Source organism: Kineococcus sp. DHX-1 (genome assembly GCF_042473625.1).
In the GTDB taxonomy this organism is placed as follows: domain Bacteria; phylum Actinomycetota; class Actinomycetes; order Actinomycetales; family Kineococcaceae; genus Kineococcus.
This window is the reverse complement of sequence record NZ_CP170445.1, coordinates 3,684,738-3,697,207: the sequence shown is the minus strand read 5'-3', so window position 1 is coordinate 3,697,207 and position 12,470 is coordinate 3,684,738. Positions and strand designations below refer to the sequence as shown.

General features: G+C 74.9%; 10 protein-coding genes and 1 pseudogene. 5 read left to right on the top strand and 6 right to left on the bottom strand.

All coding sequences use genetic code 11. The features are described 5' to 3' along the window. The first annotated feature begins 44 nt into the window (after nucleotides 1-44). Both ACFEMC_RS17645 and ACFEMC_RS17640 read left to right on the top strand, forming a co-directional pair. Nucleotides 45-1,166, top strand: a complete 1,122-nt coding sequence (locus tag ACFEMC_RS17645; protein WP_380170855.1) for a GuaB3 family IMP dehydrogenase-related protein — start codon at nucleotides 45-47, stop codon at nucleotides 1,164-1,166. Between the two features lie 19 nt (nucleotides 1,167-1,185). After that, nucleotides 1,186-2,145 carry an oxidoreductase gene (locus tag ACFEMC_RS17640; RefSeq protein WP_380170854.1) on the top strand — a complete coding sequence of 320 codons (960 nt, stop codon included), beginning with the start codon at nucleotides 1,186-1,188 and terminating at the stop codon, nucleotides 2,143-2,145. A gap of 3 nt (nucleotides 2,146-2,148) precedes the next feature. Here the strand turns inward: ACFEMC_RS17640 and ACFEMC_RS17635 are convergent, their stop codons facing one another. The 3 genes from ACFEMC_RS17635 to ACFEMC_RS17625 all read right to left on the bottom strand — a co-directional run bounded on the left by ACFEMC_RS17635 (nucleotide 2,149) and on the right by ACFEMC_RS17625 (nucleotide 6,964). After that, entirely contained in the window at nucleotides 2,149-3,348 is a 1,200-nt protein-coding gene (locus ACFEMC_RS17635) for an MFS transporter (protein ID WP_380170853.1), read from the bottom strand. 74 nt (nucleotides 3,349-3,422) lie between these two features. Next, nucleotides 3,423-5,189: an ABC transporter ATP-binding protein gene (locus tag ACFEMC_RS17630; protein ID WP_380170852.1), complete on the bottom strand. Its 1,767-nt coding sequence runs from the start codon at nucleotides 5,187-5,189 to the stop codon at nucleotides 3,423-3,425. Further along, nucleotides 5,186-6,964 carry an ABC transporter transmembrane domain-containing protein gene (locus ACFEMC_RS17625; protein WP_380170851.1) on the bottom strand — a complete coding sequence of 593 codons (1,779 nt, stop codon included), beginning with the start codon at nucleotides 6,962-6,964 and terminating at the stop codon, nucleotides 5,186-5,188. The genes ACFEMC_RS17630 and ACFEMC_RS17625 overlap by 4 nt, the downstream gene beginning before the upstream one ends. Before the next feature lie 137 nt (nucleotides 6,965-7,101). On the opposite strand from ACFEMC_RS17625, the gene guaA reads away from it, so the two are divergent. Next, nucleotides 7,102-8,682 (top strand): glutamine-hydrolyzing GMP synthase, encoded by a 1,581-nt coding sequence (gene guaA, locus ACFEMC_RS17620; protein ID WP_380176860.1) that lies wholly within the window; start codon nucleotides 7,102-7,104, stop codon nucleotides 8,680-8,682. Nucleotides 8,683-8,709: 27 nt separating this feature from the next. Here the strand turns inward: guaA and ACFEMC_RS17615 are convergent, their stop codons facing one another. Further along, the gene (locus tag ACFEMC_RS17615; RefSeq protein ID WP_380170850.1) at nucleotides 8,710-9,168 is read right to left on the bottom strand and encodes an Lrp/AsnC family transcriptional regulator; all 459 of its coding nucleotides are present in this window, start codon (nucleotides 9,166-9,168) and stop codon (nucleotides 8,710-8,712) included. Nucleotides 9,169-9,261: 93 nt separating this feature from the next. Here ACFEMC_RS17615 and ACFEMC_RS17610 point away from each other — a divergent pair, with 93 nt between their 5' ends. Next, nucleotides 9,262-9,681, top strand: coding sequence for a rhodanese-like domain-containing protein (locus tag ACFEMC_RS17610; protein ID WP_380176858.1), 420 nt, complete (start codon nucleotides 9,262-9,264; stop codon nucleotides 9,679-9,681). 74 nt (nucleotides 9,682-9,755) lie between these two features. Here ACFEMC_RS17610 and ACFEMC_RS17605 read toward each other — a convergent pair whose 3' ends face one another. Beyond that, nucleotides 9,756-10,655, bottom strand: a complete 900-nt coding sequence (locus ACFEMC_RS17605; protein ID WP_380170849.1) for an alpha/beta fold hydrolase — start codon at nucleotides 10,653-10,655, stop codon at nucleotides 9,756-9,758. Between the two features lie 131 nt (nucleotides 10,656-10,786). On the opposite strand from ACFEMC_RS17605, the pseudogene ACFEMC_RS17600 reads away from it, so the two are divergent. Further along, nucleotides 10,787-11,041: pseudogene (locus ACFEMC_RS17600) on the top strand (short-chain dehydrogenase); the annotation flags it as partial. Nucleotides 11,042-11,057: 16 nt separating this feature from the next. On the opposite strand, the gene ACFEMC_RS17595 reads toward ACFEMC_RS17600, so the two are convergent. After that, nucleotides 11,058-12,431 carry a PLP-dependent aminotransferase family protein gene (locus ACFEMC_RS17595; RefSeq protein WP_380170848.1) on the bottom strand — a complete coding sequence of 458 codons (1,374 nt, stop codon included), beginning with the start codon at nucleotides 12,429-12,431 and terminating at the stop codon, nucleotides 11,058-11,060. Between the last annotated feature and the right edge of the window lie 39 nt (nucleotides 12,432-12,470).

Genomic DNA, 12,470 nt, shown 5'->3' with positions numbered 1-12,470 from the left:
GTCGCGCGGACGGACGCGCGGCCCGGGGCGGGTAGCCTGCTGCCGTGTCTGAGATCGAGATCGGCCGCGGCAAGCGGGGGCGACGCGCCTACAGCTTCGACGACATCGCCGTCGTCCCGAGCCGTCGCACGCGCGACCCCGAGGACGTCTCCACGACGTGGCAGATCGACGCGTACCACTTCGACATCCCCGTGATGAGCGCGCCGATGGACTCGGTCGCCTCGCCGGCCACGGCCGTCGCGCTGGGGCAGCTCGGCGGTCTCGGCGTCCTGGACCTCGAGGGTCTGTGGACCCGGTACGAGGACCCCGAACCCCTCCTGGCCGAGATCGCGGCCCTCGACCCGGCCGTCGCGATCCCGCGCATGCAGGAGATCTACGCCGAACCGGTGAAGGCCGAGCTCATCACGAGCCGCCTCGCCGAGGTCCGCGCCGCCGGCGTGACGGTCGCGGGTGCGCTGTCCCCGCAGCGGACGCAGGAGTTCTGGAAGGTCGTCGTCGACGCGGGCGTGGACCTCTTCGTCATCCGCGGGACCACGGTGTCGGCCGAGCACGTCTCGGGCACGACCGAACCCCTGAACCTCAAGCGGTTCATCTACGAGCTCGACGTCCCCGTCGTCGTGGGCGGCGCGGCGGGCTACACCGCTGCGCTGCACCTCATGCGCACGGGCGCCGCGGGCGTCCTCGTCGGTTTCGGCGGGGGAGCGGCGCACACCACGCGCACCGCGCTGGGCATCCACGCGCCGATGGCCTCGGCTGTCGCCGACGTCGCGGCCGCCCGCCGCGACTACATGGACGAGTCCGGCGGCCGGTACGTCCACGTCATCGCCGACGGCGGCGTCGGGACGTCCGGCGACATCGTCAAGGCCATCGCCTGCGGTGCGGACGCCGTGATGCTCGGGGCGTCCCTGGCCCGCGCCACCGAGGCCCCGGGCCGCGGCTGGCACTGGGGCCCGGAGGCCCACCACGCGGTCCTGCCGCGCGGCGAGCGCGTCCGCGTCGGCACGACGGCCCCGCTGGCGGAGATCCTCAACGGCCCCGGCCGGGTGGCCGACGGAACCACGAACCTCATGGGCGCGTTGCGACGGTCGATGGCCACGACGGGGTACTCCGACCTCAAGGAGTTCCAGCGCATCGAGGTCGTCGTCTCGCCGTACCAGCCCGCCTGACCGCCCCGCGAGGAGACCCGTGAGCCACCCGGACAGCACCCCCTGGACGCCTGACGCGATGGGCCGGCAGGAGGGGCGCACCGTCCTGGTGACCGGCGCGAACTCCGGACTGGGGTTCCACGTGGCGACGGAGTTCGCCCGTCGCGGTGCGGACGTCCTGCTGGCCTGCCGCAACGCCGAGCGCGGCCGGGCCGCGGTGGCCCAGCTGCAGGCCGAGGTCCGCAACTCCGGTGTCGACCCGCACGTCGAACTGGTTTCCCTCGACGTGGCCGACCTGGCCAGCGTGCGGCGGGCCGCCTCGGACGTCCTGCACCGCCGTTCCAGCATCGACGTCCTCGTCAACAACGCGGGCGTCATGGTGCCGCCGTTCGGCCGCACCGTGGACGGTTTCGAGACGCAGGTCGGGACGAACCACCTCGGCCACTTCGCCCTCACCGGACTGCTGCTGCCGGCGCTGCTCGCCGGCGGCGGGGGCCGGGTGGTGAGCGTCGCCAGCGTGGCCCACAAGTTCGGCCGCCTGAACCGGGGGAACTACCAGAGCGAGCGCAGCTACCAGAAGTGGCTGGCCTACGGGCAGTCGAAGCTGTCGAACCTGCTGTTCGCCTTCGAGCTGCAGCGCCGGGCGATCGCCGTCGGCGCGCCCCTGGTGTCCGTGGCGGCCCACCCGGGGCTGTCCGACACGAACCTGTGGAAGATGACGCCGCTGAGCGGGAACCGCGTCGGCGAGGCGTTCGCGCAGGTGCTGGGGCGGGCCGTGGGGCAGTCGGCGGCCCTCGGGGCCTGGCCGCTGCTGCGCGCCGCGACGGACCCCGAGGTCGTGGGCGGGGAGTACTTCGGCCCGGGCGGGCGGCAGGAGTGGCGGGGTTTCCCCGTCCTGGTCCCCGCCAGCCCGCACGCCTACGACACCTCCGACGCCGCCTGGCTGTGGGCGCGCTCGGTCGAGTGGACGGGCGTCGACCCGAGCGAGCTCAGCGCCTGAGACTCACCGCTTGAGCGGGGCCGCCACGGCGGTCACCGCGAGCAGCGCGCCGGCCACCGCGACGACGCCGAACCCGGCCGCGGGGCCGGCGTGCTCGGCGAAGGCCCCGCCGAGGGAGGCGCCGGCCGCGACGCCGAGCACGACGCCGGAGTTCAGCAGCGCCATGAGGAACGCCCCGCGGTCTGCCGGCACGAGCCGCGCGGCGACCGTGTTGACCGTCACCAGGGCGGGACCGACGAACAACCCCATGACGAGGACCGCGCCCGTCAGCGCGCCGAGGTGGGTGGCCGTCGCGGCCATGAGTCCGGCCCCGAGGAGCAGCCCCAGCCCGCAGGCGATCCACCGGGCCCGCAGCCCGAAGCGCTCGGGCAGGAGCACGAGGCAGACGGTCGTGGCGGTCGACCCGATCGCGGAGACGGCGTACACGAGCGAACCCAGCGAGGGCGAGCCGATGCGTTCCGCCGCAGCGGTGACGCCCGTCTGGGTCGCGCCGAAGGTCGCGCCCATGCACACCATGGCCAGGACGGGGACGACGACGGTCCACGGCACCCGGACGTGAGGACGCGCGGTGTCCCGCGGGACGGGTGCGGTGTGCCGGTGGCTGCGGTGGCAGGCGAAGGCGGTGACGAAGACGGACGTCAGCGCCGCGGACGTCAGCAGCGCGGCGGCCGGGTTCCCCAGGACGCCGACCACGCCGACGAGGGCGGGGCCGAGGATGAACGCGGCCTCGTCGATGGTGCCTTCGGCGGCGAACGCGGTCGACAGGTCGTCGCGGTCGGACGTCATGCGCAACCACCGGGCGCGGGAGAACCCGCTGACGGACGGCAGCGTCAGCCCGACGCCGGCCGCGGCCGCCAGCACGACGGGAGTCCCGGCCGCGCCCAGGGCGGTGAACAGCCCGGCGAGGGCCAGCAGGTGCAGGACGACCACCGTGAGCAGGACGGCGCGCTGTCCGCGGCGGTCCGCGAACCAGCCGACGACCGGGACACCGACGGCCTCACCGATCGCGGCGGCCGCGCTGGCGAGACCGCCGACGGCGACCGAACCGCTCGAGGCCGTGACGAGCCCCAGCACGGCGAGGGGCACCATCGTGATCGGCAGGCGTCCCAGCGCCGTCACGGGGAGGTAGGCGGGCCCAGCGATCTGCGGCAGCCGCGCGTAGCGCGAACGCAGGCCGGTGGCAGGGGTGGTGGTCGTGCTCACGGACAGGCTCCAGCCTCGTGGGTGCGCCTCCCCACCACAAGCGCACCAGGGCCCTGAGCTGTGACCCGTCGAGGTTACCCCTCCCCGTGCCAGCTCCGCCACAGGTGCGCGTAGGAACCCCCCGCGTGGACGAGTTCGGCGTGCGTGCCGAGTTCGGTGATGCGTCCGCCCTCCACGACCGCGATGCGGTCCGCGTCGTGCGCGGTGTGCAGGCGGTGCGCGATCGCCACCGTCGTGCGTCCCTCCAGCACCGCGGCGAGGGAGCGTTCGAGGTGCCGCGCCGCGTTCGGGTCCAGGAGGGACGTCGCCTCGTCCAGGACGAGGGTGTGCGGGTCGGCCAGGACGAGCCGCGCGAGCGCGACCTGCTGGGCCTGCGCCGCCGAGAGCGGCAGCCCGTTCTCCCCGACGGCCGTGTCCAGCCCGTCGGGCAGCGCGAGCACCCAGTCCCGGGCGTCGACGGCCGCGAGCGCCTCGAGCACCTCCTCCTGCGAGGAAGTCGGCGCGGCGAGGGCCACGTTGTCGTGCAGCGAGGCCGCGAACACGTGCCGCTCCTGCGTGACGAGGGCGATGCGCGAGCGCAGTTCGTCGAGCGGGAGCCCCGTGACCTCGGCGCCACCGACCTGCACGCTGCCGTCGCTGGGGGCGTTGATGCCGGCGATCAACCGCCCGAGCGTGGACTTCCCCGCCCCGGTCGGCCCGACGACCGCGAGGCGTTCGCCGGGTTCGAGTTCGAGGGAGACCCCGTGCAGCACAGGCCGTCCGGGGGTGTAGGCGAACCCGACGGCGTCGGCCTGGACGACGTCGGACGCCGGCTGCGCCGGCAGCTGGGTGCGGTCGGGTTCCACGGCGGACAACCCGACGACGCGCGCGAAGCTGGCCTGCCCGACCTGGAGTTCGTCCCACCAGGCCAGGAGTTCGTTGACGGGACCGACGAGCTGGCGCAGGTAGAGGACGACCGTCGTCACCTGGCCGATCGTCTGCAGGTCGTGCCGGACGAGGAAACCGCCCCACAGCAGTGCGACGACCACGGGCACGAGGTAGGACATCTCGATGCTCGGGAACCACACGGTGCGCAGGGACAACGTGTAGCGCTCCCGGCGCACGGTCGAGCCGATGACGTCGTCGACGAGCCGCACCCGGTGCTCGGCCAGGCCGAGCGCCTCGACGGTGCGGACGTTCTCGACGTTCTCGCCCAGCGTCGTGGAGATCCGGCCCCACTCGGCGCGTTCGGCGGCGTACCCCTGCGGCGCCCGGCGCAGGTACCAGCGGGTCGCGAAGAACAGCCCGGGGAAACCCGCGAGGATCGCGAGCGCCACGAGCGGTCCGGAGAACACCGCCGCCACGACGGTCAGCACCGACGTCACGAACGCGACGAGGATCGCCGGCGCCCCGTACCGCACGGTGTAGCTGAGGGCGTCGACGTCGTTCGTCGTGCGCGAGACGAGGTCCCCGGTCCCGGCCTGCTCCACGACCGACAGCGGCAGGGCGGTGGCGCGGGTGAGGAACTCCTCGCGCAGTTGCGCGAACACGCCCTCGGCCAGGACGAGCGACCGCTTGCGCGCCAGCCGCGCCAGGACGGCCTGCGCCACGACCGCGGCCACGAGGACCGCCACGGCGATGTCGATGCGGCGCGCGACGACCTCGAAGGCGGTGCCGTCGCGGACGGCGCCCACGACGTCGTCGACGAGGCGGCCCAGCAGGAACGGGCCGGTCAGGCCCGCGACGGCCGCCAGCGCGTGCAGCGCGAGCATGCGCAGCCCCGGGTCGCGGTGCTCGCGCAACAGCCGCCGGACGTCGCGCAGGACGTGCTCGCGGTCGGCGACGGGAAGCGTGGTCCTCACGGGTGCTCCTCGAACGTGCGGTGGTGGGTCCGGGGTGCGGGCACGGTGTCCGGAGCGGGGGCGGCGGCGTCGCGGGTGACGAAGACGCGGTAGCCGGGGTCGGTGGCCAGCAGGTCGGCGTGCCGGCCGGTGGCGACGACGCGGCCGTCGCGGACCCAGCAGACGTCGTCCACCTCGGGCAGGACGAGCGGGCTCGCGGTCGCGACGACCGTGGTGCGTCCCGCGCGCGCCCGCCGCAGGCGACCGGCGATACGGGCCTCGGTGTGGGCGTCCACGGCGCTCGTGGGCTCGACGAGCACGAGCGCCTCGGGGTCGCGGGCCAGCACGCGGGCCAGGGCCAGGCGCTGGCGCTGACCACCGGACAGCGACCGGCCGCGTTCGGTGACGGTGCCGGCCAGCCCGCCGTCGACGAGGTCGAGGACGTCGCGCGCGTCGGCGACCTCGAGGGCCGCGAGGACCTCGGCGTCGTCGTGGACGTGCTCGGGGTCGACCTGCTCGCGGATGGTCCCGCTGAACAGCTGGGCGTCGTCCTCGGCGAGCAGGACCCGCGCGCGGACCTCGGCCACGGACAGGTCCCGCAGCGGGACGCCGCCGAACGTGGCGCGGGTGTCGTCGTCGAAGCGGGCCAGGCGCCGGGCCAGCAGGGCGGCGTCCTCCGGCGGGTCGCAGACGACCGCCGTGAGCCGGCCGGCAGCGGCCGTGACGCCGGACTCGGGGTCGGCCAGCGTCCCGCCGGGGCTGGTCGCGGCCGCCCCGGGACGGTCCACGACCGAGGCCGGGACCTCCAGCAGGGTGATGAGGCGGCGCGCCGCGACGAGCGCGCGGACGTACTTGTCGGCCGTCTCCACCAGCATCCGCAGCGGGGACGTGAGGAACGCGGCGTACCCGTAGAGCGCGACGAGCTCGCCGGGGGTGACGTCGCCGCGGGCGGTGGCCCGGGCGCCGGCCCACACGAGCGAGGCGACGAGCAGGCCCGGCACGAGGATCTGCAGCGCCTCCAGGGCCGCTTCCCACGTCGCCACCCGCACGCCGGCGGCGCGCACCTGCTGGCTCTTGACGCGGTACCGGTCGAGGAAGACCTCTTCGCCGCCGATGCCGCGCAGGATCCGCAGCCCGCGGACGGTGTCGGTGCCGATCGAGGTCAGCTCCCCGGACAGCTTGCGGTGCAACCGCTGCCGTTCCTGCAGCGGGCGCAGGACGAGCAGCAGCAGCGCCATGACGACCGGGACGCCGATGAGGATCACGAGTCCGATGGGCACCGACGTGCGCAGCACGAGCACCGCCACGACGACCACGGCCGCGACCGAGGCCACGGCGCGCTGGGTGACGTCGAAGGCGTCGGCCAGGCGGGGGCCGTCGGAGGCGATGGAGGCGAGCACCTCGCCCTGGGGCAGCTCAGCGGTCACCGCGGTGCCGGCGCGGGCGGTGTGGCGCCCGACCTGCTGCAGCGTCCGGAAGCAGGCCGTCAGCCAGTTCGTCACGCCGAAGCGGTGGCGCACGATCGCGGCCCAGGCGGTGACGACGGCGAGGGCCAGCACCAGCAGGGACCAGCGCGTGAGGGCGGCCGCGTCCCCCTGCCCGTCCGGCCCGACGAGCCCGGCGTCGACGGCCCGCCCGATGGCGGCGGGCAGGACGGCCTGGGACAGCAACCACACGGTGCCGATCGCCGATCCCGCCACCATCGGTCGCCACTGCTGCGCCGCCGTGCGCAGCAGGAACCGGGTGGGGGAGGAGACGTCGGGAGTGCCGGGGTCGCTCAGGGGGAGGGAGCGCACGTCTACCGACGGTAATCGCTTCCCGGTTCCGCTTCCACGTGGTTTTCGGGGGGCCGGGCGCCGACGGCTACCCTTGGGTCGTGACGCCGGACGCGCCCGAAGGCCAGACCACTCCCCCCGCCGATGCACCCGCCGAAGTGGACGCCGAGCGCGCCCACCGGCCGGTCCTGGTCGTCGACTACGGAGCCCAGTACGCGCAGCTCATCGCGCGCCGGGTCCGCGAGGCCGACGTGTTCTCCGAGATCGTGCCGAGCTCGACGAGCGTCGCGGAGATGCTCGCCAAGGACCCCGCCGCGGTGATCCTCTCCGGTGGCCCGTCGAGCGTGTACGCCGAGGGCGCCCCGCAGGTCGACCCCGCGCTGTTCGAGGCCGGTGTCCCGGTCCTCGGCATCTGCTATGGGTTCCAGGCCATGGCCAAGGCCCTCGGCGGCGAGGTCGCCCAGACGGGGCGCCGTGAGTACGGCGGCACGGCCGCGGCCCTGCCCGACCCGGCCGCCTCGACGCTCCTGCGCGACCAGCCGACGGAGCAGTCGGTGTGGATGTCCCACGGGGACAGCGTGTCGCAGGCTCCCGCGGGGTTCCGCGTCACGGCCTCGACGCCGGACACCCCCGTCGCCGCGTTCGAGGACGACGAGCGCCGCCTGTACGGCGTGCAGTGGCACCCGGAGGTCAAGCACTCCGCCCACGGCCAGGACGTCCTCGTGAACTTCCTGCGCTCCGGTGCCCGCATCGACCCCGACTGGACGACGGGCAACGTCATCGAGGAGCAGGTCGCCCGCATCCGCGCCCAGGTGGGCGACGGCAAGGTCATCTGCGCGCTGTCCGGTGGCGTCGACTCCGCCGTCGCCGGCGCGCTCGTCCAGCGCGCGGTCGGCGACCAGCTCACGTGCGTGTTCGTCGACCACGGGCTGCTGCGCGCCGGTGAGGCCGAGCAGGTCGAGAAGGACTTCGTCGCCGCGACGGGCGTCAAGCTCCACGTCGTCGACGCGGTGCAGCGGTTCGCCGACGCCCTCGACGGCGTCAGCGACCCGGAGCAGAAGCGCAAGATCATCGGCCGGGAGTTCATCCGCGTCTTCGAGCAGGCCGCGCGCGACGTCGTCGCCAAGGAGGGCTCCGAGGGCGGCGAGGTGAAGTTCCTCGTCCAGGGGACGCTGTACCCCGACGTCGTGGAGTCCGGCGGCGGCACCGGCGCCGCGACGATCAAGAGCCACCACAACGTCGGCGGGCTGCCCGACGACCTCGCCTTCGAGCTCGTCGAACCGCTGCGCGCCCTGTTCAAGGACGAGGTCCGCGCCGTCGGCGTGCAGCTCGGCCTGCCCGAGGCGATGGTCTACCGCCAGCCCTTCCCGGGCCCGGGCCTGGCCATCCGCATCGTGGGCGCGGTGACGCCGGAGCGCCTGGAGGTGCTGCGCGCGGCCGACGCCATCGCGCGCGCCGAGCTCACCGCGGCCGGCCTGGACCGCGACATCTGGCAGTGCCCGGTCGTCCTGCTCGCCGACGTGCGCAGCGTGGGCGTCCAGGGCGACGGCCGCACCTACGGCCACCCCGTCGTGCTGCGGCCGGTGTCGTCGGAGGACGCCATGACGGCCGACTGGACGCGCCTGCCGTACGACGTGCTGGCCCGCATCTCCACCCGCATCACCAACGAGGTGCCCGAGGTCAACCGCGTCGTGCTCGACGTGACGAGCAAGCCGCCGGGGACGATCGAGTGGGAGTGACCTCCCGCTGAGGAGGCCTCCGGCCGGTCACGCCGGCCGGAGGTGCCGCCCCGGCAGCGGGCTGGAGTACACGACGCTCGTGGTGACCGCGCCGAGCGTCGCGAGGCGTCCCGTGACGCGTTCGAGGTCGCGCATCGACCGGGCGAGCACCTTGAGGACGAAGCAGTCGTCGCCGGTGACGTGGTGCGCCTCCACGACCTCTTGCGTGGTGTCCAACAGGTCGTGGAACGGCTTGTAGTTCCCCGTCGGGTAGGCGAGGCGGACGAACGCCGTGACGGTGTACCCCAGCGCCTCCGGGTCGACGACGGCCGTGAAGCCCGTGACGACGCCGGTGTCGGTCAGGCGGCGCAGACGTTCCGCGGTGGCGCTCGCGGACAGGTTCACCGCCCGGCCGAGGTCGGCGACGCTCGTGCGGCCGTCGCGTTGCAGGTGCTCCAGGAGGGCCCGGTCGGTCGCGTCGAGCGGCGGCCGCGGATTCGTCGTCACGGACGGGAAAATACCGCCGGATCCCCGGTGGAGGTCCCGTTCCGCCGTCGACCGGCCCTGGCCCGCGGGACCGTGCGGCGGTTGTCTGGAGGGGTGCCGAACCCCGTGTCCGCCGTCGACTTCTTCGCGGCCCAGCTGACGTTCCAGACCGACCCCGCCGACCTGGCGGCCGACCGCGCCGCGGGGCGCTCGCCGCTCGTCCTCGACGTCCGCTCGGACGCGGCGTGGGCGCAGGGGCACCTGCCCGGCGCCGTCCACCTGCCGGGGCCGCAGGTGCGCGAGCGCGCGGCGGAGGTCGTGCCCGACCTGGACGCGCCCGTCGTCGTGCACTGCTGGGGCCCCGGGTGCAACGGGGCGACGCGCGCCGCGCTCGTGCTGGCGACGCTGGGGCACACCCACGTCCGGGAACTGATCGGCGGGTACGAGTACTGGATCCGCGAGGGGTTCGCCGTCGTCACCGCGACCGGTCGGGTCCGCCGCGCGCCGGATCCGCTGGCCGCTCCCGTCCCCTGACGAGGCGCCGACCGGTACGTCCCGACCCGCTCGCACCGCGGGGACGGGTCGGGACGTACCGGTTCCGCGACGGGTCAGGCGTTCGCGGCGTTCGCGGCGTCCACGCTGTCGAACTGCTCCTCGAGCGCGTCGCCGAGGGGGCCCAGGACGGCCGCGGGCAGCGCGTGCCCCATGCCGGGAACCGTGACCAACCGGGCGCCGGGGATGGTGCCGGCCAGGTGCCGGGCGGTCGGCGGCGGGTAGGCCGGGTCCTCGGGAGCCTCGACGACGAGCGTCGGCACCCGCACCCCGGCCAGTTCCGCGCCGCGGTCCAGGCCGGACGTTCCGGCGCGGGCGTGCGCCGTCGCCGAGCTGGCGTCGGCGGGTCCGCCGTGGGCGACGGCGCCGCGTTCGAGCGCGAGGACCTCCTCGCGCGGGAACGGGATCGCCGCACCCGCGAGCGCCTGCCAGTGCTCGACGCGGAACTCCATCTCGGCGTCCTCGTCGCGCGTCTCCCCGAGCCGGGACCAGAGGGCGAGCAGGTCGGGGTGCGGTCCGGGCAGCCCCTCGCCGCCCGGGGCACCGGCCAGCGCGCCGGTGCAGAACAGGGTCGCCGACAGCACCCGGTCGGGGTGGTCGAGCAGCAGCAGCTGGGTGAGCAGCCCGCCCATCGACATGCCCACGACGTGGGCGCGCTCGACGCCGAGGTGGTCCAGGACGCGGACGGCGTCGATCGCGAGGTCGCGCAGCTCGTACGGAGCGACGTCCACCGCCCGGGTCGAGCGGCCGGTGTCGCGGTGGTCCCACACCACGACGCGGTGCCGGCGGCCCAGGCGCTCGACGAGCGCGTCGGGCCACAGGACGCCGCTGGAGGCCGCGCCCATCACGAGCAGGACCGGTGTGCCGGTGGGATCGCCGCTCTCGCGGGCCCACAGCTCGACACCGTCGGCGACGGGGACGGTGTGCTCGCGGGAACCGGATCCGGTGGCTCGCATGAGCTCGAGCATGCCCGTCCGGACGCGTGCAGGGCCAGGAGTTTCCCGCGGCCCCTCAGCGGTGGCCGGGGTCGTCGAGGCGGCAGGCCGCCTCGACGACGAAGGCGCGGCGTTGCGCGCGCTCGCCGGAGTCGCCGGGCCCGGCCTACCGCAGTTCCAAGGCGGCGGTGAACTCCGTCACCGTGCTCACCGCCCAGGCGTTGGGGCCCCGCGTCACGGTCAACGCCCTCGCACCCGGGTTGCGCCGCACGAACCTCGTCCCGGGCATGGACGCCGGCGGCGATCCCGGGGAGGCCGCCGCCGGCGCCGTCCGCCTGGCCCTGCTGCCCGACGACGGTCCCACCGGGGCGCTGTGGTCCTGCGACGGCGCCCGCGTCCCCTGGTGATCGCGAACGCAACCCCTCACAACGAGGCGGCGAGCACCTTCACGGCTGCGGGGATCTGCTGCTCGGTGATCGCGGCGTAGCACAGCCGCAGGTGCGCGGCGTCCTCCTCGGCGACGACGTAGTGCCGGCCGGGACCCACGGCCAGACCACGTTCCCGGGTGCGGCGGGCCACCTCGAGGTCGTCGACGCCGCGTGGCAGCCGCAGCCACAACGAGAAACCCCCGCGGGGTCTCGGCCAGCTGCACTCGGGCAGTTCCCGGGCCAGGGCGGTCGAGAGCGCGTCGAGCCGGGAACCCAGCGCGGCGGACAACCCGCGCAGGTGCGCGTTCCAGCCGGCGCCCGTCACGAGTTCCACGGCGGCCTCCTGCAGCGGTCGCGCCACGATGAGGTGGTCGACGAAGCTCAACCCCGCGATGCGTTGCGCCACAGGGCCGCGCGCGACCACGCACCCCACCCGCAGGCTCGGGCCGGACACCTTGCTGAGGGAGTTCACCGTGATGACCCGGCCGTCGGTGTCGTCGCGCAGGAGTGACGGGGACGCGGTCGGGCCGTGGCCGAGCCAGCGGGCGAAGTCGTCCTCGACGATGAACGCGCCGGCCCGCGCGGCGATCTCCAGCACGGGGCGGCGCCGGTCGGGCGCGAGCACGGAACCGTCGGGGTTGGCGTAGGTGGGTTGCAGGTACAGCAGGCGCGCACCGGACTGCTCGAAGGCGCGCTCGAGCAGTTCCGGGCGCACGCCGTCGGCGTCGGTGGGGACGGGCACCGGCACGAGCCCTGCGCTGCGCAGCAACGAGATGACCCCGGGGTACCCGGGAACGGCGACGAGCACGGGGCTGCCCGCGGGCACGATCGAGCGCAGCACCGTGGACAGCGCGCCCTGGCCACCGGGGGTGATGAACACGTCGTCGCGGTCCGCGCCGAGCTGCTGGGCGAACCACGTCCGCAGTTCCGGCACACCGGCCGGTGGCGGCACCGTCCACGCCTCCGGTCGGCGGGCCGCGCGGGCCATGGCCGAGGCCAGGCGGGAGGACGGCTGCAGCGACAGGTCGAGGTACCCGCGCGCCATGTCGAGGACGTCGTGGGACGGGACGGTGAGGGCGGCCAGCACCCCCTCGGTCTGGACGGGGGAGGCCCCGAGGGCGACGCGCTGCCAGTCGGTGTCGACCGTCGTCGTCCGGCTCGCGCGGGCGACGAAGGTGCCCGCCCCGGGGCGGGTCACGACGGTGCCGTCGGCGACGAGCACGTCGATGGCGCGCTGCACGGTCACCGGCCCGACCCCCAGGTCCGCCACCAGACGGCGGCTGCTCGGGAGCTTCGCGCCCGCGGGCAGCGTGGCGGCGACCTCGCGCAGGCTGGCGGTGACGCGCTGCACACTGCTACCGTTGTCCATGAAGAGAGACAATAGCGCTACCAAGCAGCTGACCGGTAG

What these genes read in the sequence shown, in the direction of transcription:
- ACFEMC_RS17595 (WP_380170848.1), bottom strand. Translation starts at nt 12,431, where the DNA reads ATGGACAACGGTAGCAGTGTGCAGCGCGTCACCGCCAGCCTGCGCGAG.
- ACFEMC_RS17605 (WP_380170849.1), bottom strand. Translation starts at nt 10,655, where the DNA reads ATGCGAGCCACCGGATCCGGTTCCCGCGAGCACACCGTCCCCGTCGCC.